Genomic DNA, 23487 nt, shown 5'->3' on the forward strand with positions numbered 1-23487 from the left:
GTTATAACATACCTACTTTTTTTTGCTTTTCATCATTTTTGCAGCCAAAAACGGCACTTAACTAACGCTTCTCTCAGTTATACTAGTCACTTTAGGGCTGCTCACGTAAACTGACCGTATTATTTTGGTACTTAATCGTTTAGGAATTGAGTAAAAACATGAAACGTATTCCAACAAATATTATTACTGGCTTCTTAGGTGCAGGGAAAACGACCTCTATTCTTTCTTTGCTCGCTCGCAAACCTGAACATGAAAAGTGGGCCATTTTAATTAATGAATTTGGTAATGTTGGTGTCGATGGTGCTATTTTAGAACAGCAAGGGGCAATTATTAAAGAAGTCCCTGGTGGCTGCATGTGTTGTGTGGCAGGTTTACCTATGTCTGTAGGTATTAACGCATTACTCGCACAAAAACCTGACCGCTTATTGTTAGAACCAACAGGCCTCGGTCATCCCAAAGAAGTCATCAATAAGTTAACCTCTGAAAGCTACCGTAATTATGTTGATCTTCGAGCAACCATCACAGTGGTTGACCCTCGCCATTTTGCTGACAGTATTTATACTGATAACGCTAATTTCCAAGATCAACTTGCATTAGCTGATGTTGTTGTTGCCAACAAAATCGATCAGTGTGACGATTTTGATTTATACACATTCCAAACCGCAATGGAAAAAGCAGAGCCTAAAAAAGCCCTAATCGCAGAAGTAGATCATGGTCGTCTTGAACTTGAGTGGCTAGACATTGAACGTATAGAACGTCAGGCACAGCATAGCCACCACCACCATCACGATAATCAAATGGAACCATTGCCAGAATTAGAGCTCGCTCCTGGTCAGCAGTTTATTCGTAAAGAAAACCATGGTCAGGGTTATCACAGTTGCGGTTGGTTCTTCGCAGCTGATCAATTATTTGAATTTTCAAAACTATTTAGTCTATTTTCTAATCTTAATGCTAATCGTGTTAAGGCTGTAGTGAATACTGAAAATGGCTGCTTTGCCTTTAACGTGGTCAATCAAGTGGTATCGGTTAATGAACTCTCGCTAGAAGGCTTTGAATCACGCATTGAAGTGATCGATAGTGAAGTTCTACCGTGGGATGAACTAGAGAATATTTTATGTTCAATCACTGAAAACACAGTAGCTAAATAACCCTATTGATCCGTACTTATCGATTCATTGCTCATACCGATTGCAGTAATAGTGAGAAATTTTATCACTTTACTGCTAGGTTATAAAATAGAGCTCATAAAAAGAAGGGAGCACAAATGCTAAACCCTAATACTGCTAAAACCGTCATTGATCACGCGCTATTTCTTGGTGCCGATTTTGCTGAATTATTTGTCGAACATCATCAATCAAGTTCAGTCCAACTTATCTCGGCTGAAATTGATAAAGTTAACTCAGGCATTGATTTTGGCATTGGCATCCGCCTATTCTTTGGCCATAAAGTCCTCTACGGTTACACCAATAGCACCGATGAAGAAGAGTTAAAACGTGTTACTTCTTTACTGGCTGCAAAAGATAAACGCGACCAAATATTAACGGCGGGCTCTTTCGATTTAAGCCGTTATGACAATAAACATAGCTGTCAATTACCGCTAAGCCAAGACACCAATATGGCGGCTAAAATTGCCTTCTTACGCCAAGCGGATCAAGCTGCTCGCGCTGAAAACGAAAAAATCGCCCAATTTATCGGTAGTGTTGCACAACGTGAACAGCAAATTGAGATCTTCAATTCCGATGGCCTTCATATTGGCGATACCCGTCATTACACCCGTATTTCTGCTAATGCTGTTGCACAAAATGGTAGTGAGCAATCAACAGGTTACGAAGCACCTGGCGCATTTACAGGATGGGAATTTAACACCCATCTAGACGCACAAAAACTGGGATATGATGTGGCACAACAAGCCATGGTTAAACTGTTTGCTGACGCCTGTCCATCTGGTGAAATGCCTGTCATCATTGGTAACGGCTTTGGTGGCGTTATCTTCCATGAAGCCTGTGGTCACTTACTTGAAACCACTTCTGTTGCTAAAAAAGCCTCGGTTTTTTACGACAAAATGGGCGAAATGATTGCTAATTCTGTTGTTAGTGCTGTTGATGATGGCACCATGACCAATCAATGGGGTTCCATCAATATTGATGATGAAGGCATGGAAACCCAACGCACTCAATTGATTAAAGACGGTAAGCTAACTAGTTTTATGGTCGATCGTATGGGTGGGCTAAAAACTGGCTTTGAACGTACAGGTTCCGGTCGACGCGAGTCTTATAAGTTCGCCCCTACTTCACGAATGCGTAATACCTTTATTGAACCGGGAACAAGCACTCTTGATGATATGCTTGCGGGCGTTGAACATGGTATTTATGCTAAGAAAATGGGCGGCGGATCAGTACAGCCAGGTACGGGTGAGTTTAACTTTGCCGTCCAAGAAGCATATTTAGTTGAAAACGGTAAAATCACCAAGCCACTAAAATCAGCCACATTAATCAGCACCGGCCCTAAAGTACTAAAAGAAATTAGCATGATAGGTAATGATTTTGCCCTTGCCGCTGGCATGTGCGGATCTGTAAGTGGCTCAGTGCCAACAACCGTCGGTCAAGCAGCATTGAAAGTGGATAATATTCTTGTGGGAGGTGGCAACTAATGACAGATCAAAATGCACTACAACAGGCCATCGATTACGTCCTTGATCGTGTTAAGGCACATAATGCCGAAGCTGATGTTATTGCAAATCGCAGTAACAATTTTTCATTAAAAGCTAACCAAGGCGAACTGGATGAATATAAAGTAACATCTGGTCAAGTCATTGGTGTACGAGTAGTTAAAGATCAACGTACGGCCACCAGTTACTCAGAATCACTTGATATCGCTAGCCTTGATTTAATGGTAAATAATGCGCTAATTAATGCTGAATATTCTCAACAAGATCCCCATCAGAACATCAGTTGTCTTGATAGCCGATTAGCGACAATTGAACCTGAAGTGTACCAAATAGAAACGGCAACTGTTGACGACAAAATTGCACTTGCGTTATCGTTAGAGCAAGGTGTAGTGAGTAAGCCTAATGCGACCAGCGCACCTTACAATGGTTTTGCTGAATCAGATAGCCATGTCATTTTAGCCAACACCCAAGGCACATTATGCAGTCATAATGAACGTTCAACATATTGCTATGCTTATACTTTATATGAAAAAGATGGTAAACAAGCCATGCATGGTGGTATGTCATCAGGACGTTTATTTCATCAGCTAGATTCAACATATTGTATTAACCACGGCTACGACATGGCACAAGCACTATTAGATGGTGCTCCCATTGCCAGTAAGCACTACTCGGTAATATTTACCCTTAGTGCTTTGAGTAACCTCTTTTCTGCTTATGGCATGTGTCTATCAGGACAAGCAGCAATGAAAGGGATAAACCCTTGGCGTGATGCGCTTCATACTCAAGTTGCAAGCCCACTGCTAACTATTACTGATACCGCGTATGTAAATGGCGGCTTTGCAATTAAAGCATTTGATAGTGAGGGATTTGCAACCCGTGACACATTATTAATTGGTGAAGGTAAGCTTCAGAGCTTATTACACAATAGCCACACTGCGAGTTATTTTGGCATCGAGAATACAGCCAATGGTTCCCGTTCAGCCAAAGGTGGATTAGGTGTCGGTGGTTCTCATACCGTTATTCAAGCAGGCAGTAGTTCCGAAGCAGATATTACCGCTGGTGAATACCTTGAATTAGTTGAATTACAAGGCGTTCACTCAGGTGCTGATGCCGTAAGTGGTGACTTCTCATTTGGTGCTAGTGGTTTTCTCTGCCGTGACGGACAACGCGTACAAGCGGTTCGTGGTATTACTGTTGCCGGTAATTTCTACCAAATGATCAAAGAAATTGATGCCGTAGGAAACCAACTTGATAATGACTATAGCCGCAGTTTCTATGCTCCTAAAATACGCTTCTCTCGCTTAAATATCGCAGGGAAATAATACAATTTAACCTGATTAAACCTTACTGATGTTCTTCATCAGTAAGGTTTTTTTTTGCGCCAACTCAAATACTTGTCCATTAGTATCGTTACAACTAACAATCCCTATTATTAGATTTAAAATCTTTCACAAAATGCGATAACATAGAAAAAACACCTAATAAGAATGAGAATAAGACCATGAATCTTACTGCCATTGCAACACTACAAATGAATAATAAAATGTTTGCTAACCCACGTCGTATTGCACTCTTAAAAGCCATTGATACAACGGGTTCTATCAGCCAAGGAGCTAAATTAGCAGGCATTAGCTATAAAGCCGCCTTTGATGCAATTAAAGATATGAACACCAGCAACGAACAACCGTTAGTTAACTGTGAGAAAGGTGGTAAAGGCGGTGGTGGCGCAACCCTAACGCGATTTGGTCAACGTCTGATCCAGATGTATGATCTGTTAAATAAAATTCAAGATATGGGCTTACAAGCGCTTAATGATGAAAATGCACCTCTTGATAGCCTGCTCGGCGTTATGAGTCGTTTCTCACTACAAACAAGCGCGCGTAATCAATTATTTGGGCATATTAGCGCCATTGAAACCCATGACCTATATGATGTGGTCACTATTGCGATTACTGAGCAGCATCAGATTCAAGCAACAATCACCCATGGCAGTACCTTGCGTTTGCACCTTAAGCCTAACAAAGATGTGGTGACATTAATTAAAGGGCCAGCAATTACGGTCTGTAGTGAAGAAAATCTTATTCATGGAAAGCGGGATCGGTTTGATAACCAATTGCTTGGTACACTTACCGCAATGAAACAAGATAAGCAATCAACTGAAATCACAATTAGCTTAACTGATGAAATTAGCATTTGTGCTTTCGTTGACAACCAAGATTTAATGGATGAAACGTTACGGTTAGGTATGCCTATTTACGGCTTATTTCATTCAACTCAGGTTATTGTTGCGAGTATGTGCTAAAGAATAAATTGATAATAATAACCTTATGCTCAAAGGAATGAGCTTATTATCAATCCTCATTTTATATCTTGTACACCCACACTACATTCACCTGAAAATGCATTGTAGTTAAAACCTTTTCTTATACAGTCAGTAAAACGTGCATAATCTTCATATTGCTGAACAACGATCAATCCGCAGGCAATAAAGACAAACGCTAATGTCGTCATATTCCACCAAATTTTTTTCTGTTTAAGTGAACATAAAAAAAAGGTGACGGATAATGGAACGCAAGCAATACTTATAAACCATAGTGTAGCCGATGAAAATATCATTATGAAATACCAGTAAAGTGCAATTTACGCTACTAGCATTTTAACGCTTTTTATTAATTAAACCTTCACTTTAATTTCAAAAATATACTAATTTTACCGTAAACTAACATAAACAAAGAAACATTGATAAATATGATGCTTATATAACCATACCCTTAGCGTGATAAATATAAAAAGCATTGCATCTATTAATATTAACAATCAATAGACACAATGGTTTTAAAACAACGCTTAATCATAATCAATCACTAAATAACCAGTCCACCATCGACTTTTAATACTTGTCCCGTAATAAAACTTGATTGTTTACTCGCTAAAAATAATGCGCAATTCGCAATATCTTGTGCTTTACCCATACGCTTTAATGGTGTTTTTGATGTCATATGATCAATCACCTTTTCAGGTAAGTCGACCGTCATTGGTGTTTCTATAAACCCAGGAGCAATACAATTTGCACGTACTTGTGCACCTTTACGCGCAAACTCCTTTGCCCATGACTTCGTCATTGCAATCACACCAGCTTTAGTGGCGGCATAGTTAGTCTGACCTATATTACCGTCGGTTCCCACAACTGACGACATGGTAATAATTGAACCACTGCCTGTTTGCATCATCGTAGGTGCAATCGCTTGGGTCATATTAAATACCCCTTTGAGATTAACATCCATGACCAAGTCCCAGTCAGCCTCTGTCATTTTATCGATTAAATTATCACGTGTGATGCCAGCATTATTCACTAAAACGTCAATATGCCCATATTGTTCTGTTAACTGCTTCACAGCATCTGCAACCCCTTGTCGATCACAAACATTAAGCTCTAAAGCGGTCACATTAGGAAACTGTTGTTCTAGATCCGCCATCATGCCCATATTCATATCACAAGCAATAACACGGGTTGCGTTTTGACGAGCAAAGGTTTCAACAATACAACGGCCAATTCCTTGAGCCCCACCTGTTACAAGACATACTTTACCTGCTAACATATTTTTCCCCTCTTTATATTTATTATCATCCTATTACACAAAGTAAAACTAAGTGCTTAATCTTCATTCTAGATAACTCTAGCGAGAACATTAGGCCTAATATCACAAGACACAATTGCATAAACAAGATAATCGCCATTATTACCACTATTATTAAGTGCAACATGAGGCATATTAGTATACTTTATTCATCGCTTATTTTTACTTTTAATTGTTGTCGTAAGGAAAACGATGCTAAATAAAATTATCTTTTTTCTGCATGTTGTACGGTGCCAATCTGTCACAGAAGCAGCAAAACAATATGGTATTTCAGCATCAGCAGGAAGCCGTTGGATCACTGAACTTGAAGAAATGATGGGCATCAGTCTGGTAAAACGAACTACGCGCAAAATTTCTGTCACACAGGCTGGGCAACACTTATTTCAACGTTTCACGCAGATTAATAATCAAATCACCGATGTACTTAATGAAATACAAAACCTCAGCCAAGAAGATAGTGGCACCATAAAAGTCGCCTGTACTCCACTGTTTGCCAAGCATTATTTAAGTGTCATTATTGGTGAATACGTCAGTGATAACCCCAACATTAATTTTGTCGTTATTGAAACGGCTTTTGAAGTCGACAATGTGCATGAAGTTGATTTTGCGATACGCGCGAATGCGACTTATCGTGGTTTTCAAGATAAAGACAGTTTATTGGTAAAACGAACCCTATTCCGTGAGCCACTAAAAGCATGTTGCTCACCTGCTTATATTGTGCGTTATGGGCAACCCGTTATTCCTAACGATTTAAAAAATCATTTATGTTTATTTGCAACCACGCTTGTTGGTGGAAACCGTTGGATTTTTGAACAAGATGGAGAATATAACTCAGTACAGATTTCACGTACCGTCGAAGTTGATGACAGTGAAATTTTAAAAAGTATTGCACTTTCTGGTGGGGGAATTGCGTATTTGCCTTACAGCTTGATTCAAGAGGATTTACAGCAAAACAATTTAGTATCAGTGCTTAATGACTATATTAGCAGTGAGTTTGAACTGAGCTTATATTACAAGCCCAGAAAATACATGCCAGCTCGCTGTGCTAATTTTAAAGAATATCTATTGAAACGCGTCGCAGACATTAACCTTAGCCGTAATGTAAGTTGATACCCTCAAAAAAAAGACATAAAAAAGCCAGACTTTCGTCTGGCTTTTTTTATTACGCTAGCGCAAATTAAGCGTCAGTGCGAGGCTTACGGTCGCCCGCTGGACGTGCTGCTGCACCATCACGGTTGCCACGGTAGCCACCACGGCTGTCGTTGCCACGGTTGCGATCGAAACGACGTTCGCCACCGCGCTCACCGCCACGGTTGCCTTCGCGATTGCCGTCACGGCTACCACGATGACCAGTACGCTCACCGCCACGGTTACCGTCGCGATTGCCTGTACGTGGACGATGTTCACGTAGTACTTCACCTTCAACAACAACTGCTTTAACGTCATTCTGGCGAATACGTAGTTTCTTCAGTTGTGCTGCAACTTCTGCTGTCATCTTCTTAGGAAGTTGAACAAAAGTATGTGAAGGAGCAAGTTTAATTGCACCGATGAACTCTTTGCTTAAGCCAAGTTCGTTTGCAATTGCGCCAACGATATCTTTAACTTGAACGCCTTGCTCACGGCCAACTTGTAATTGGTAAGTATCCCAATCAGCGCTGTTGAAAGTGCGACGTTCGCCACGCTCACCACCACGCTCACCGCGACGTTCGCCACGATCAGGACGGTCACCACGACGATCACTACCACGGTCATCACGATCACCACGACGCTCACGACGTTGTGATTCACGCTCGATAGCTGCGATCATTGGATCTGGACCTTTATAGAATAAAGGACGATTACCTTGTTGGCGCTGAAGAAGCATTGCTGCTAGTGTTGCTGCGTCAACATCGATTGATTCTTGTAGTTTTGCTACTAGTTCAACGAATGCATCAACATTTGTTTGTTCTTTCTGTGCAGCTAGTTCTTCACCTAAACGGTTTAGACGAGATGCAGCTACTAGATCACGTAGAGGAAGTTGGATTTCTTCCATACGAGACTTAGTAACACGCTCGATAGTACGTAGCATGCGGATTTGGTTAGTACGAACCAATAGGATCGCTTTACCTTCACGTCCAGCACGACCAGTACGGCCGATACGGTGGATGTATGACTCAACATCAAATGGGATATCGTAGTTGAATACGTGTGTGATTCGTGCAACGTCAAGGCCACGAGCAACAACGTCAGTTGCAACTAGAATATCGATCACGCCACGTTTGATATGATCAACAGTACGCTCACGTAGCGACTGAGGAATATCACCGTGAAGTGCCGCAGCTTTAAAGCCACGAGAAGATAACCAATCAGCTAGACGCTCAGTATCTTGACGAGTACGAACGAATACGATTGATGCATCAGTATCTTCAGTTTCAAGAAGACGGCTCATTGCTTCGTCTTTCTCTACGCCTTTAACAACCCAAAATTGTTGAGATACTTGAGATACAGTACGGTTCTCACCTGCAACGTCAATGCGTGCTGGATCACGTAAGAAACGATCAACGATTTCTTTAACGATTGGAGGCATAGTTGCAGAGAAAAGTACACGTTGTGCAGTTTCTGGTGCTTGTTCCATGATCCAAGTAACGTCGTCAACGAAACCCATTTTTAGCATTTCATCAGCTTCATCAAGAACGAAAGTAGATACTTCGTCTAGGTGAAGTTGCTTACGTGAGATAAGGTCTTTAACACGACCAGGAGTACCAACAACAATGTGAGCACCATTTTTTAGTGCACGCATTTGATCAACGATTGAAGCACCGCCGTAAATTTCAAGAACCTTAAGGCCTTTGATATTTTGACCAAGTACTTTAATTTCTGCAGCAACCTGAATTGCAAGCTCACGTGTTGGAGCCATAACAATAGCTTGTGGCTTATGCTGAGAAAGATTTACTTTGTTCAGTACAGGCAACGAGAACGCTGCTGTTTTACCAGTACCAGTCTGTGCTTTACCAAGCGCATCCGTACCAGTTAAAAGTAGAGGTATTGACGCCGCCTGGATAGGTGTAGGCGATACGAAACCCATAGAGTCTAGTGCGGATAAAAGCGTGTCGGCCAAATCTAATTGGCGAAATTCTGTAACAGTTTCTTGCATTGGGATCCCAATATATGATCAACTTAAAAACGGGGCCCCTTTGCTACAGAGGGTTCTGCAACAGCAACCACTAGCACGGGCCTCGACTAATAGGGGGCGTATTGTGGGCTAATACTGGATAAAAAGCCAGAAAAAATTGAACAACGTCACAAAATAACTCACAAACAACCATTTATTGAACAAATAGTACATCTGATAAACATTTTAGAACTTTTCATCGATTACCAATTAACTATGTTGTTGAAAATAAGAGCAATAGTTAACCTCGCTACCAAACTTAATCTATTAAACTGAGTTTTGACATTAGATTAGGGTAATCTTTTATTAGCATTTTTATATTGCCGTTTTTTTTGTTCCTTCTTTATATAAGTGTTCTTTTTGATTTTTTATGCTTAGCGAGCACTCTTCGACAACACTCACCTTTAGTTGTTGTTTTTTAATGAATTTAAATAAACAAATTAACATTGCTTTATATAAATTTAGTGCTACCAAAATATAAAAAAGCTATATATGCCGTTTTAAGGTTCTTTTCTGTTTCTAGCCGATATTTTCTTTATTATTTATATTTATCATCATATGTTGTTATTAAATATTTACTTTATGACACAAACTGCAAAATATGAAACGTAACTCATTGATTGTAAGATAAATCATGATGTAAGATGAAAATTAAAACAGTCAAATCTTGGTTTTAGATGACCAAAAACGTATAGTGTCTATGTCGATAATCTGAGACCAGACATAATGTTTCAAGATAACCCGCTGTTAGCACAGCTAAAAAAGCAAATACAAGAAACACTTCCTAAGAAGGAAGGTTACATCAAAGCGACCGATCGTGGCTTTGGCTTTCTAGAAACTGATAACAAAGAAAGCATCTTCATTCCACCGGTATACATGAAAAACGTTATGCACGGTGACCGTGTTATCGCCGTTCTTCGTACCGAAAAAGAGCGCGAAGTTGCTGAGCCACAAGAGCTTGTTGAACAATCTATTACACGCTTCATTGGCCGTGTAAAACTGATTCGTAATCGCCTACATATCATTCCAGATCACCCACAGTTAAAAGAAGCGATTAGAGCACGTGCCGCAAAAGGTATTAATCCCGAAACCTTAAAAGAAGGTGATTGGGTTGTTGCTGAACTAACTCGCCACCCTCTTGCTGGTAGTAATCAACCATTCTTCTGTGATGTCACTCAAAAAATCACTGACAGTAATGACAAAATTGCACCTTGGTGGGTAACACTTGCTCGCCACCAGCTACCTAATGCAGAGCCAGCACCACAAGATAGCTGGACCATGCTTGATGAAGGTATTGAGCGCCAAGACTTAACTGATTTGCCTTTCATTACTATTGATGGTGAATCAACCAAAGACATGGATGATGCCTTATATACTGTCGCTAAAGATGACGGTAGCTATGAAATCACCATTGCGATTGCTGATCCTACCTCTTACATTGCCGTTGGCGATAAGATGGATGATGAAGCGCGTGAACGTGGATTCACTATTTATCTTCCAGGCCGCAATATTCCAATGCTGCCACGTGAGCTAAGTGATGAGTTATGCTCACTTATCGAAAATGAAAAACGCCCAGTTCTATGCTGCCGTGTTTCTATCGATAATACGGGTGTTATTCAGAATGACATCACTTTCTTTGGTGCATGGATCAAATCTCAAGGACGTTTATCTTACAACAATGTGTCTGATTTCCTTGAAAATGGCCATTGTGATGACTGGACACCAAGCGCTGTTATCGAACAACAAATCGTTGCTCTACAAGGTTTTGCAACGTTACGTTCTGATTGGCGCATGGCAAATGCCGTGGTGTTCCCAGATCGTCCCGATTACCGCTTTGAGTTAAGTGAAGATAACGATGTTGTCGCTATTCACACCGACTTACGCCGTATTGCTAACCGCATGATCGAAGAAGCAATGATCACCGCCAACATTTGTGCGGGTCGTGCTTTACAAGAGAAATTTGCAACGGGTGTGTTTAACGTTCATAGCGGCTTCAATCAAGAAAAACTTGATGCTGCAATGGAGTTCATCACCAATGCAGAAGCACCGTTTACTAAAGAAGAAATAGTTACTTTAGAAGGCTTTAGTGCATTACGTCGTTGGTTAAACACGCTAGATAGCACCTATCTTGATAACCGCCTACGTAAATTCCAAGCTTACAGTGAAGTGGCTAATACACCTGCGCCTCACTATGCAATGGGTCTGGATGTTTACGCTACATGGACATCACCTATTCGTAAATACGGCGATATGATCAATCACCGTTTACTAAAAGCATTAATCACAGGCAATGAGCCAACACAAAAGCCTGATGATAATGTAGGTGATGAGATTGCTAATCACCGTCGTCACCATCGCATGGCGGAACGTGACGTGTCTGATTGGCTATACGTGCGTTTACTTAAAGATGCAGTGAAGAACGAAACCGTCTTTAAGGCTGAAATCTTTGATATTAACCGCGCAGGTATGCGTGTACGCCTACTTGAAAATGGCGCAGCAGCCTTTATTCCTGGGTCGCTAATTGTTGATAACAAAGAGCGTATTGTATGTAGCGGTGAACTTGGCATTATCAACATTGATGGTGTTAAAGAATACCAACTAGGTGATACTTTTGAGGTGAAGCTAGCGGAAGTTCGCGCAGCAACACGTCAATTAGTAGCAAAACCTGTACAACAGTACCCAGCACCAGAAGTAACATCAGTACCGGAACAAGCAACAGACGCACCACAAAAAGCATAACGATGTAAATCGGCTTTTATAACAAAACAAAAGGCCAGTGAATGCTGGCCTTTTTTACATCTTACACACTATTATTCCAATATAAATAATTCATAGAAGTCAGCTCTCAATGTCAAATCACAGCTCAGAAAAAATCCAGCTTATCGAACAACAAGTAAAACAATGGCTTGAAGATGTCGTCATCGGCCTTAATTTATGCCCTTTTGCCGCAAAGCCTAATCGCAATAAACAAATTAAGATCTTTGTGAGTGAAGACGATAACGAAAATGATCTGCTTGAAACAATTTATATGCAGTTCAAAGAATTAGATGAAACACCACCCGAAATACTAGAAACGATTCTAGTGGTCGCCCCCTACTTATTTGAAGAATTTGATGACTACAATCAATTTCTTGATCTTGTTGAAGGCTTAGTGGTTCAATTAGGAAAAAGCGGCACCTATCAAATTGCCAGCTTCCACCCTGATTACTGCTTCTATGGTGCAGAACCTGATGATGCAGAAAACCTCACCAACCGCTCACCCTACCCAGTATTTCACCTTATCCGTGAAGAAAGCATGGCTAAAGTGATCAAGCACTACCCTAATCCAGAAGCAATCCCTGATCGTAATATTGAATGCGTTGAAAATTTAACGCCAGAACAAATGCGTCAGTTATTTCCTTATTTAATCAAATAATAGATCGCTTTTTCTTAACGTTATAACCTTAAACGTCGAAGTCATAAAATAGCGACAATATTCAATTATTGTCGCTATTTATTTGTTATCTTAATAGCCCATTACATCTTCTGCTTAGGGCTCATTGTTAAATGCTGTCATTGTTTCGTCAACACTCACCCAATTTACGCTTTATACTGCCCTTGCTTATCACTGTACTCATGGTTATTTGTTACCCTTTATTCACCCCTTTTGTAGTGAGCTACTCACAACTGTGGGTTAATCTTCCTTTTATACTACTGGGTGCGGTTATTATTCTCAGTAACAAACAACCTCAAGCGCAAAGTGGGTTTATTGCTATCGTTATGTTGGTTGCTTACTGCGTTATTTTATATTGGCTACAAACGTCATTAGCAAATACCGACACTAAGTTAATTTTTTGTTTGTTAGCGACACTATTACCCATTAATCTTTTATTGCTGCGCTTTATTACCCTACCTAAATTACTGTCTTGGGGTACTGCGGCATTATTGTTATTGGTGATGATTCAATGCAGTATTGGTGCAACTATCAGCTATTTTTATCATACTGATTTTGAAAACTGGCAACAGATCCACCTTTTTACCTATCACAATATTTCATCACTGCCGTTAATTTTAATTCTTTTTAACCTTGCTGTGTGTTGTAGCACAGGAGCATTAGCCGTTAAATATCATCGTCGCATTGATCGTCATATTTTTGTATGCAGCTTATTAGCGACCACCACTTTTATTTTTTTTCATTATCCATTTATATCAAGCAGTGCTTTTATTCTATGCGCTGTATTTCTGTTAATTGATCTTGGTTATAGTCACTACCAACAAAGTTTTCGCGATCCACTCACTCAATTAGCAGATCATCGCGCCCTTGCACAAGCGCTCCCCCTATTACACCATGATTGTACGATTGTAGTACTAGATATTGATAACCCAACCGCCATCATTGATAAACATCACCCACAAGCGATAAGTGATATACAAGCTTCTATTGCCGCCATCTTAACGGAGCAAACTCAACTATCGCCACATCTCTATTTTGTCGCACAGCAATTTATTGTGATTTTTGAGCATAAAAAAATAACCGACTGTCAGGCCATAATAGAACAACTGCAACACGCTATTGGCTCAGAAAAACACACGATAGCGCCCATAATAATTGAACCTCAGCCACAACAAACAGCAACAAAAGTAAAAAAACCACGAAAAAAAGCCATCAAAGTCAGTGTTAGCGCAGGGATGTGTAGTGCGAATACCGAGCAAACAGCCGCAGTAGTATTACAACAAGCCATTGAGGTATTACGCATAGCACGCCAAAAGAAGAAAAAGCAGCAAATCTACATCGCAGAAAATAATGATGACACATTATGTTAACGATAAAGATCACATAATAAAAAGCCCGATAGAAATCGGGCTTACTAAGAATTTACGAGTATTGGCGTAAAATTAGTTAAGAGGAAAGCGCAAGAATAAAAGTAATGTTAGCGTTTTCAGCGGCCATACTCATGCTAACAACTACATTCACCGTTATTTATAGCACAATGTTCACACATAAACGCATCATTTAGTTAACAAGGCACCGCATAGCCACTAATCTAAATAATATGAGCGAAAACATAAACCACTCGATAAAAACAGTACAATAAACACCTACTTATTTGCATCAATTCATTGTTTTACATTTTGGTATAAAATAATAAGAGGCAGTATTGAACCGTCACTCAATGGGAGGATTAAAATGAACAACCAAGATAGAATCGAAGATATGGAACAGAAAATATCTATTGCCTACCAAGAAGGTCATTTTGAGCAAGCAAAAGCCCTTGAAAAGACACTCAAGCGTGTTCGTGGTCATCATAATTTATACGATGAGAACGATCCATACTCCCTAGAAGGCCGAATATTTAACGATGACGAATAGCATATCAATGGATAAGTAAGGACCATCACCATTACTTATCCATTGCATACTTTATGACACATAAAAAACTCACTTTGCTTTGATATTGAAGCCGCAAATCATCAGTATTCTGCAACACAGAAATAGACGATTGCTATGGTGTTTCTACTCCATGTCTTTTCTCATGCAAAATCACACCAGTATATAAATCCATCTCTAGTTCAACCGATTCACCTATTTTGTTACGCGCTTTCACTGCAATTTCATTATGCTTTCGTTCGATCTTGATCATTCTAAAATCATAATAACCGTCAGATTCAAGTTGCTTCATGGCACTCGGCACACTTAGCATATTAGCCGCGCTGGTATCTACAGGATCAGCATGAGTAATATAACTTTGTAATAAGCAACACATGCTACTACTAATAAATAACACCTTAACACTTCTGATCACTTGTCCCCCTTAATAGCACACTTGCTAAAGTTAACATTAACCTTCTCAATATTATCTCTCTTATGTGAGAAGCAAGAATTGCACCAATAATTATAAAATGACTTATCTGTTACTGTTATTTACCTTAGTGAAACTATTATAAAAAGCGCCTAATAATAAAAACAATAGCTGTGTATTCGCAAACTATGATATCAATAAAAATTCGACCAAACAGTGGCCTATAATAACTTATCGTCTCATGGTAATAAGTAACGATAGTGTCAGAACCACATCCATTACCGTTTTGGAGCATCATCAATTTAAAGGATAACATTATGTCAGAATTACATCGTATCGAAACTGATAGTATGGGTGACGTTGAAGTCCCGCAAAACGCGTTATACCAAGCTCAAACACAACGTGCTATCAATAATTTCTCTATCAGCGATTTAACCATGCCAGATGCTTTTATTCAGGCACTCGCCTATGTAAAGCAGGCAGCAGCACGTACCAACCTTGAACTACAATTAATTGATGATAAAACAGCCCATGCCATTATTGACAGTTGCCAGCTAATTATTGATGGGGCTCACTCGGATCAATTTCCCATTGATGTATTCCAAACCGGATCGGGTACCAGCTCTAATATGAATGTTAACGAGGTGATTGCAACACTAGCCTCACAACAATTAGGCATAACAGTCAGCCCTAATGATGATGTTAACCGTGGTCAAAGCAGTAACGATGCCATTCCAACAGCCATTCAAGTCAGTGCCGCTATCACCTGCCACCAGCAACTATTACCCGCATTAAAGCATTTAGAACAAGTACTAGCACAAAAAAGTCAGCAATTTAGTCATTGTGTGAAAACAGGTCGTACCCATTTAATGGATGCAATGCCGATTACACTAGGACAAGAATTAGGTGGATGGCAAAGCCAAATTGAACATGCGCGTAATGGTATAGAACAAGCATTAGACACCGTTTCTGCACTTGCGCAAGGAGGGACAGCTGTTGGTACAGGTATCAACACCCATCCGCATTTTGCAGCCATATTTACAAAAAACATTGCAATTGCAACCGCCGTGCCTTTTACAACCAGTAGCAATTTCTTTTATAGCATGAGTAGCCAAGATGCTGTAGTTGCTTTATCGGGGCAGTTAAAAACCCTCGCTGTGGCAATCATGAAAATATCTAATGACCTACGTTGGATGAATTCAGGCCCTCTTGCTGGCCTAGGTGAAATTGAGTTAGAGCCATTACAACCCGGTTCATCGATTATGCCGGGAAAAGTAAATCCAGTGATCCCTGAAGCTGCGGCAATGGTGGCAGCACAAGTGATTGGTAACGACGCCACAATCACTGTCGCGGGTCAATCAGGCAACTTTCAGCTCAATGTAATGCTGCCAGTTATTACCTATAATTTACTGCAAAGCATTAGTTTATTAGCAACCACTGCCGTTCAACTAGCAGATAAAGCAATAATGACCTTCACTGTCCGTGATGAACATATCAAACAAGCATTGAGTAAAAACCCAATTCTTATCACCGCGTTAAATCCTGTTATTGGTTATTTAAAAGCGGCAGCCATTGCCAAAAAAGCCTATAAAGAACAACGTCCTATTATTGATGTCGCAGAACAAGAAACAGATTTAAGCCGCACTGAACTTGAATCATTGTTAGATCCTAAAAAGCTTACCGAAGGCGGTATTGCGAAATAAGTTCCTTTTAATTAGAAATATAAAACATTGTTCAGTTTTGAAATGTTAGTATAATGAATGTTAGTCTTAAGCAATTAATCATTGCCGCTACTTGTCCATGTGTAAAACTGGATGTAACGTATAATATAAATAGACGCCAGTTCAACACCTTGTGCTGGGTATCTCTGACAAACAAAGAGCATTATTAATGAAAAAATTTGTTTTAGCCGCAGCTATCGCGTCAACACTATTTTTAGCAGGTTGTAGTGATAAAGTTGACGAGTCCACAATTACTAATGTTGTTCAAACAAGCCAGTACGAGCAGCCTAATCTAGGTATTACTGCAAAAACAACGCCTTTTGAAGTAAAAAACCTCAAGATTACTAAAGTATTGCTTGATACTAAAACAGACTACAAAGCAGAAGTAAGCTACGACTTAGTTGCAAATAAGAGCTTAGACGAGTTTAAGAGCTCAATGAAAGCACTTGCTGCTAAACCACAAGCACCAGCAGCAAATACGACCGATACTACTGCTGATACGACAAAAGATGATATGACATCAGCACTGCATACATTAAAAAATAATCTAGCAGCAGAAGTAATGGTTGTTGCATTTAGTGCTAAATACGGTGATTTCAAAGCAGGACAAACCGTTGATACGATTAATGAAACCGTATCAATGAAGAAAGTAAATGATCAATGGGTTAAAGATTAATTCTCTAACCATAAATCATAAAAAACCGCCTCTTTGAAGGCGGTTTTTTTATCGCTTTTATTTATAACTGTACTTTTTATTAAGTACTATAAATTAAAGCTCTTCTTTCAAGATTTTCATTAATGGTTATTTATCAATTGGAAATAATTTCCCTTCAAAAACAGTACCATAAATAGGAATATCTTTTAGCTTTTTCAACTCAACTTTATAAGGGTCTTGTTCTAAAATGGTAAAGTTTGCAATCTTACCTGTTTTGATACTACCCAAGTTCTGTTCTTGTCCCCAAGAGTAAGCCGCTTCAATCGTAATACCACGCAATGCTGCATCACGAGATAAAGCTAAATCAGGACGCACGACGTTCCCTGAGTTGGTAATACGTGTGGCAGCGCTCCACGCTAATAGTAATGGATCAGACGGTGCCATTGGTGCATCAGAATGAAGAGAGACTGATATGTTCTCTTTCTCAATGGTGGCTAAACGTACCATCGCATGAGCACGTTCTTTACCTAAACCAACCTCACCAAATTTTTCACTAAAACCTGTCACGTAATAAGGATTTACGCTAATAATTGCGCCAAGGGATTTTAGCTTCTTAATTTGTGCATCGGTTGAGTTAGCAAAATGAATAATGGTAAAACGGTGATCTTTACGTGGATATTCTGCTTGGCGCTTTTCTAAAATACCAATAAGCTTCTCAACCCCAAGATCACCATTTACATGTACTAATACTTGGTAATCATTTTCCCAGAAGATCTTGGTAATCGCTTCCACATCTTCTGGTGTTTGAATCCATTCACCATGATGTCCATCTTGATAGCCGTCTTTCATTTTCATTAATTGTGAAATGATCGCACCATCAAATAACAATTTAACTTGTTTATCAAAATAACGAACTTTACCCGTTTCTGGTAGTGTCGTTGTAATACGCTCCACTTCTTTTAATACACCCTCTTTTCCTTTTGTGAAATAAGGTGTTTTACTCTCAGGTGTAAAAAACGAATACATAGGTGTTGATTCACTGCCTAACACATCAAGATAAGTGTCAATCATATAATCAGGAATAAAAGCACCAGGCTCATTATAAGCCGTCACACCTTTTTGGTGTAACATGGTTACCATTTGCTTTAATCCAACAGTAAAACGTTCTTTATTGGCAAGATCTGTTGCAATGCGTGGTAATAAATAAATTAATGCGCCACCTTCTAAGAAATGTCCTTTCTCTAAATGAACTTGATCCGCGACTTCTTTTCCTAACTTATCTACATCCGCTTGGTTTAACTTATATTTTTCAATAAAAGCTGAATTGACATAAAACTCATGCGCAGAGCGATGCCATACACCAATCGGACGGGTGCTTGAGATCTTATCCAACTCTTGACGTGATAATTCGCCATGGAAATAGTTATTAAAACCCCATGTCCATAATGTTTCATTAGGATCTTTTAATGCTTTTTCTTGAGCCGTTAGCGCAGCAATATAATCCTCATGATTGGTTACTGCTGGCCATGTTTTATTAGGTAACTGCCACTCTTCTGGCGCAATAACGGGCATGTTTAATGTCAATGCACCTAAAAATGGGTGTAAATGCTGTTCAATAAAGCCAGGCATTAGCACTTTGTCATTCAAATCTATCTTTTTAGAATCTGGATATTGTTTTAGTGCATCTTTCTCAGAACCAACGTAAACAATTTTGCCATATTGACTCGTTACCACAGCTTCTGCTGTTGGTTTTGCCTTTTCCATCGTAATAATTGGACCGCCATAAAAAATGGTTGTCTCAGGTGTTGTTGATGGGGCCGCAAATGCCGAGTAAGAAATAACTGAAGATAAAAATAATAAAGACGAGGCTATTTTAGTCTGTTTCATAAACATGATTTATCCTTAAATCTAACGTGTCTTAAAGATATACTATCTCATTCAAAAAAACGAATAATTAATTGATTTTAAAACATTGTTTACAGTTAATTATTCCCGTCTTATATTAAAAATGCCTGTACTATATTGAATATGATTATTTATATTTAAAACTAGAGACAAGTGACAAACTCAGTTAAAGTTATTTATAGATAGATTAGTATTATAAGGAAGAATATACGATGAATCTTGCTCAAGCTGTACTGACAGTACCCTCACATATGGTGCCCGGTGGTATGCCGCATCCGAATCTTAAGCAACTGGGGTTTAAAGATTTTGAGCGTTGTTCTATCGTCGATAAAACAAAGCTAACGCAATTTAAATTTTCAGTGCCCGCCTTAAATGCTACCGAAGACCAATTCGACGAAGCTATTGAGCAATTTATCTGGCTTTTTGCCAAAGGCACGCCTTATGTTATCGATAAAGAATTTAGCGATAATACACCTGATAGCCACCACCGTTATTACTACACCAATAATAAACGTGTTTGCGAAGTAATCCGCTAATTATATCTGTTAATGGCCAATCTATCGTATTGATTTAGATTGGCCACCCCGCCTTAGGCCATTACAACTGTGCTAAGGTGCCATTATCAGATTGCATTCGTAGCCAATCACCGTCAGCTTTTAATAATAGTAGCGTGCCATCTATATTGACTGACTTTTCAGTTAAGTGATTAAGTTGGTGGGTATTATTTCTAAATACACGCTTTAAATTTGTTCCTAAAAGCGTGTTCATATAATGTTGTAAAGCAGCGTCTTTTTGAAACACCACGGTGGTATTATCCGCTAATTGAATCTGTATTTGCTCAATATCAGTAACAACAACCTGCTGTTGTGCCAATTCAGAGGCAAGATCTAGATCATTAATACAACTCGTTGTAATAATCACTACAGTATTACTCATCGCCATTTCCTATTGAAGAGACATCTATCGTTAACGATAAATTACACCCACCACTACAAAAATAACATAAGATCATTTTTATATTGCATAACCCTGTAGTACTCAAAAAATGCTCGCCACGAACAAGTTACGTAATCAAATGTAGTAAAAACAACATCGGAACATCATAAAAGTGTCATCGTTATTTCCTACTCTGATGGCTAATTACACACTAACTATAAATATAACAACAAAGAAAGAAGGAATTACACTTGTCATTTACCACTCAGACGATAACCAATAACAACATAACGATGCCATCTTACCTTGCTATTTTTGACTTAGATGAAACCCTTATTGCAGCAGACTCAGCCCGCCTATGGAGCCATTTCCTTGTTGAGAAAGGGCTAGCGCCTGTTACATTACTCACACATGAAGCCACCATGATGATCGCCTATGCTAAAGGCACGCTAGATATGAACAGTTACATGACCACGACACTTGAACCACTAAAAGGGAAAAGTCCTAACGAGATAAAACAACTGGTTGATGACTTTATTCAAGACATTATTATACCAGCAATATATCCACAAGCACTTGATCGTATCGCATGGCATCGCAAACGAGGAGATCATATTTTGATTATTTCTGCGACAGGCGAGCATCTGGTAAAACCAATAGCAACCGCCCTTGGTATTGATAATGTTATTGCAATTGAAATAGAACAAAATCAAGGGGTATATACTGGAAAAACAACCGGAATATTAAGTTTTAAAGAAGGAAAAGTTGAACGTTTAAAGTTATGGTTACAACAACAAAAACACAGCTACAAAGGCAGTTATGGTTACAGTGATTCAATCAATGATTTACCATTACTTAGCTTGGTAAATAAGCCTTTTGCTGTTAATCCTGATCCAATATTAGCCATGCATGCTCAGATGCAAGAATGGACGATCATGGATTGGCGTCACGACAACAATATTCTTCGTTAACGGCGTTCTTCCCCTTTCGTTATATTAGCGCCCACCTTCTCAAAATAAGCAACACGATCACTATAAAAAACGCACAATAATGAGAGCCGATTGCTCATCAAACAATAAATAGTATCATTATGCTTGATAATACATTTATCAGTACCCATTTACAGATAGTAACAAACTAAATTAAATTTCTTGTAGCAAACTATAGATGTAGTACAGCGAACGTAATACAGTATTCGCGCATTCTATTTCGATTTACAAATTATGATGGTGTATTCATCACCTATTCAACATCGGTATGGGAATACTATAATTTGTGAATAATCTTATTTAGCAAGGCTGATGTTAGCGAAACGACCATCAACCAAGCAACGGTACACCCTACCACTGACAGGGTATTGAGAAGGTAATTATAATGACTCCACAAGAAAAAGAACTTATTCAAAGCGTTGCTGCTAAGCTTCAAAAAAGCCCTGAAAGCAAGAAAGATGCAGAAGCAGAGCAATTTATTAACACTGAAATTGGCGCACAGCCTGATGCTATCTACAAACTAACACAAGCGGTTCTTGTGCAAGAAATGGCATTAAAGCAATTAAAAGAAAAGAACGATTACCTAGAGAAAAACGCTGAATATTATAAAGAAGAATCAAACCGTGGCACCATGAGCCGTATGTTTGGTGGTTCTCGTCAAGCGCCTCCACAGCCTCCACAACCCCCTGTTCGCCAACCAAGTGCTTTTGGTGGTTTCATGCAAACAGCAGCGGGTGTCGCGGCGGGTATGGTTGCAGGCAGCGTGATCAGTAATATGTTGTTTGATGATAAGCCAGCTGAAACAGCAGCGGCAGATCCAGCACCAGCAGCTGACGCGGCAACAGATACTTCAGCAACAGACACAGCACAGACGGATACAGCAGCTGACGCAACGACTGATCCACAAGCTGATAATGAAAGCTTCTTAAATGATGACTCAAACAGCTTCGCTTCTGACTACACCGGTGGTTTTGGTGATGCAGGCTTTGGCGATAACAATGGCGGCTTTGGTGATTCAGGCTTCGGCGGTGATGATAACGGCTTTGGTAACTCAGGTTTCGGTGACGACAGTGGTTTTGGCAACGACGACACCTTTGCTAACAATAGCGGTTTTGGTGATACCGACGGCGGCTTTGGCGGTGATTTTGGTGGCGACGACGACGATTTCTAATCGCTTTGTCCTGACCTACAATAAAGAGCGCTTATGCGCTCTTTGTTTATTATATAAGCCAGCTCTCAATCTCTCGCCATGCTTATTTCACCACCCTTCTGCTGCAAGCATTACCTCAGTATCCTGACACCAGCTTACAAAAAATATTGCGTTTATTTTAAAATTTCCATCGTAACGTTTAATACGCCAGTGCGAGGATTACCAATGGCTTTAAATGCAGAACTTGATAAATCAATCATACGCCCACGAATAAAAGGCCCACGATCATTAATAGTAACAATCACACTTTTATGATTACTGGTGTTGGTTACTTTTACTCTTGTACCAAAAGGCAATGTACGGTGGGCAGCGGTAAGCTTACCTTGATCAAAAATTTGTCCACTCGCTGTCTTTCGCCCTTGAAACATATTGGCATAAAAAGACGCTTTGCCATAAATCACCTTTGATGAAGATGTTGGTGCTGATATTTGTGTAACCTCTTTCTTATACTCAACAGGTTTTACGATCAACACTGGTCGTTGTGGTTCAACTTTTGCTGTTTTATCAGGTATATCTGATGTTGCACACCCAGACACTATAATCAAAAGAACCGAACTTAAACCCCAATTTCGTATCATAGACCTATTCATACTAATGACCTCCACCGAACATTATGATTCAGCTGTTTAGTTATACATCAATATAAAACAGCTAGTGCTTACTAAATTCTATCACCAAATGTACGTAAAAATGGAACGAATTAAAATTTACGATTTTTAAATAAAAAAAACCGACATTATTAATAATGTCGGTTACAAAAAGGAAATAATAAAACATACTGTTCTCGCACCATCTTTTATTTCTACGTCCATTGTAAAAATAAGCAATGAC

Annotated in this window: 21 protein-coding genes; 14 read left to right on the forward strand and 7 right to left on the reverse strand. The window is 39.4% G+C overall.

Annotation, left to right across the window (positions count from 1 at the left end):
• Nucleotides 1–158 precede the first annotated feature (158 nt).
• The 4 genes from CZ809_RS04425 (at nt 159) to CZ809_RS04440 (ending at nt 4973) form a co-directional block, all read left to right on the forward strand.
• A complete protein-coding gene (locus CZ809_RS04425) occupies nt 159–1148 on the forward strand; it encodes a CobW family GTP-binding protein (RefSeq protein ID WP_080156195.1) in 990 nt (329 codons plus the stop codon).
• A 116-nt stretch (nt 1149–1264) separates the two neighbouring features.
• Nucleotides 1265–2650 carry a TldD/PmbA family protein gene (locus CZ809_RS04430; protein WP_080156196.1) on the forward strand — a complete coding sequence of 462 codons (1386 nt, stop codon included), beginning with the start codon at nt 1265–1267 and terminating at the stop codon, nt 2648–2650.
• Complete coding sequence (locus CZ809_RS04435; RefSeq protein ID WP_080156197.1) at nt 2650–3993, forward strand: TldD/PmbA family protein; 1344 nt, start codon at nt 2650–2652, stop codon at nt 3991–3993. The genes CZ809_RS04430 and CZ809_RS04435 overlap by 1 nt, the downstream gene beginning before the upstream one ends.
• Before the next feature lie 179 nt (nt 3994–4172).
• Nucleotides 4173–4973, forward strand: coding sequence for a TOBE domain-containing protein (locus CZ809_RS04440; RefSeq protein WP_080156198.1), 801 nt, complete (start codon nt 4173–4175; stop codon nt 4971–4973).
• 56 nt (nt 4974–5029) lie between these two features.
• Here CZ809_RS04440 and CZ809_RS21110 read toward each other — a convergent pair whose 3' ends face one another.
• Nucleotides 5030–5182: a hypothetical protein gene (locus CZ809_RS21110; protein WP_158258944.1), complete on the reverse strand. Its 153-nt coding sequence runs from the start codon at nt 5180–5182 to the stop codon at nt 5030–5032.
• A gap of 353 nt (nt 5183–5535) precedes the next feature.
• Nucleotides 5536–6270, reverse strand: coding sequence for a beta-ketoacyl-ACP reductase (locus tag CZ809_RS04445; RefSeq protein ID WP_080156199.1), 735 nt, complete (start codon nt 6268–6270; stop codon nt 5536–5538).
• Between the two features lie 231 nt (nt 6271–6501).
• On the opposite strand from CZ809_RS04445, the gene CZ809_RS04450 reads away from it, so the two are divergent.
• On the forward strand, nt 6502–7419 hold the full coding sequence (locus tag CZ809_RS04450) for a LysR family transcriptional regulator (RefSeq protein WP_080156200.1): 918 nt from the start codon (nt 6502–6504) through the stop codon (nt 7417–7419).
• A gap of 67 nt (nt 7420–7486) precedes the next feature.
• Here CZ809_RS04450 and CZ809_RS04455 read toward each other — a convergent pair whose 3' ends face one another.
• Nucleotides 7487–9442, reverse strand: a complete 1956-nt coding sequence (locus CZ809_RS04455) for a DEAD/DEAH box helicase (RefSeq protein WP_080156201.1) — start codon at nt 9440–9442, stop codon at nt 7487–7489.
• 744 nt (nt 9443–10186) lie between these two features.
• Here CZ809_RS04455 and CZ809_RS04460 point away from each other — a divergent pair.
• From CZ809_RS04460 to CZ809_RS04475, 4 genes are all read left to right on the forward strand, one after another.
• Entirely contained in the window at nt 10187–12199 is a 2013-nt protein-coding gene (locus CZ809_RS04460; RefSeq protein ID WP_080156202.1) for an exoribonuclease II, read from the forward strand.
• Between the two features lie 109 nt (nt 12200–12308).
• Nucleotides 12309–12875 (forward strand): DUF1415 domain-containing protein, encoded by a 567-nt coding sequence (locus tag CZ809_RS04465; RefSeq protein ID WP_080156203.1) that lies wholly within the window; start codon nt 12309–12311, stop codon nt 12873–12875.
• 131 nt (nt 12876–13006) lie between these two features.
• Nucleotides 13007–14263: a GGDEF domain-containing protein gene (locus CZ809_RS04470; protein ID WP_080156204.1), complete on the forward strand. Its 1257-nt coding sequence runs from the start codon at nt 13007–13009 to the stop codon at nt 14261–14263.
• A 391-nt stretch (nt 14264–14654) separates the two neighbouring features.
• Nucleotides 14655–14810, forward strand: coding sequence for a hypothetical protein (locus tag CZ809_RS04475; RefSeq protein ID WP_235865784.1), 156 nt, complete (start codon nt 14655–14657; stop codon nt 14808–14810).
• A gap of 133 nt (nt 14811–14943) precedes the next feature.
• On the opposite strand, the gene CZ809_RS04480 is transcribed toward CZ809_RS04475, so the two are convergent.
• Nucleotides 14944–15243 (reverse strand): PepSY domain-containing protein, encoded by a 300-nt coding sequence (locus CZ809_RS04480; protein ID WP_235865786.1) that lies wholly within the window; start codon nt 15241–15243, stop codon nt 14944–14946.
• 314 nt (nt 15244–15557) lie between these two features.
• Between CZ809_RS04480 and CZ809_RS04485 the strand changes: the two genes are divergently transcribed.
• Nucleotides 15558–16943, forward strand: a complete 1386-nt coding sequence (locus CZ809_RS04485; protein WP_080156207.1) for a class II fumarate hydratase — start codon at nt 15558–15560, stop codon at nt 16941–16943.
• A 187-nt stretch (nt 16944–17130) separates the two neighbouring features.
• Complete coding sequence (locus CZ809_RS04490) at nt 17131–17637, forward strand: hypothetical protein (protein WP_080156208.1); 507 nt, start codon at nt 17131–17133, stop codon at nt 17635–17637.
• 126 nt (nt 17638–17763) lie between these two features.
• Here CZ809_RS04490 and CZ809_RS04495 read toward each other — a convergent pair whose 3' ends face one another.
• A complete protein-coding gene (locus CZ809_RS04495; protein WP_080156567.1) occupies nt 17764–19503 on the reverse strand; it encodes an amidohydrolase in 1740 nt (579 codons plus the stop codon).
• A 230-nt stretch (nt 19504–19733) separates the two neighbouring features.
• Between CZ809_RS04495 and CZ809_RS04500 the strand changes: the two genes are divergently transcribed.
• Complete coding sequence (locus CZ809_RS04500) at nt 19734–20057, forward strand: hypothetical protein (RefSeq protein WP_080156209.1); 324 nt, start codon at nt 19734–19736, stop codon at nt 20055–20057.
• 61 nt (nt 20058–20118) lie between these two features.
• Here CZ809_RS04500 and CZ809_RS04505 read toward each other — a convergent pair whose 3' ends face one another.
• Nucleotides 20119–20457: a hypothetical protein gene (locus CZ809_RS04505; RefSeq protein ID WP_080156210.1), complete on the reverse strand. Its 339-nt coding sequence runs from the start codon at nt 20455–20457 to the stop codon at nt 20119–20121.
• A 251-nt stretch (nt 20458–20708) separates the two neighbouring features.
• Between CZ809_RS04505 and CZ809_RS04510 the strand changes: the two genes are divergently transcribed.
• Nucleotides 20709–21428 (forward strand): HAD family hydrolase, encoded by a 720-nt coding sequence (locus tag CZ809_RS04510; RefSeq protein ID WP_235865788.1) that lies wholly within the window; start codon nt 20709–20711, stop codon nt 21426–21428.
• 403 nt (nt 21429–21831) lie between these two features.
• Nucleotides 21832–22617, forward strand: coding sequence for a DUF2076 domain-containing protein (locus CZ809_RS04515; RefSeq protein ID WP_080156211.1), 786 nt, complete (start codon nt 21832–21834; stop codon nt 22615–22617).
• A 152-nt stretch (nt 22618–22769) separates the two neighbouring features.
• Here the strand turns inward: CZ809_RS04515 and CZ809_RS04520 are convergent, their stop codons facing one another.
• Nucleotides 22770–23234, reverse strand: coding sequence for a septal ring lytic transglycosylase RlpA family protein (locus CZ809_RS04520; RefSeq protein WP_210434264.1), 465 nt, complete (start codon nt 23232–23234; stop codon nt 22770–22772).
• Nucleotides 23235–23487 lie beyond the last annotated feature (253 nt).

The organism is Photobacterium piscicola (assembly GCF_900166965.1).
GTDB classification, from domain to species: domain Bacteria; phylum Pseudomonadota; class Gammaproteobacteria; order Enterobacterales; family Vibrionaceae; genus Photobacterium; species Photobacterium piscicola.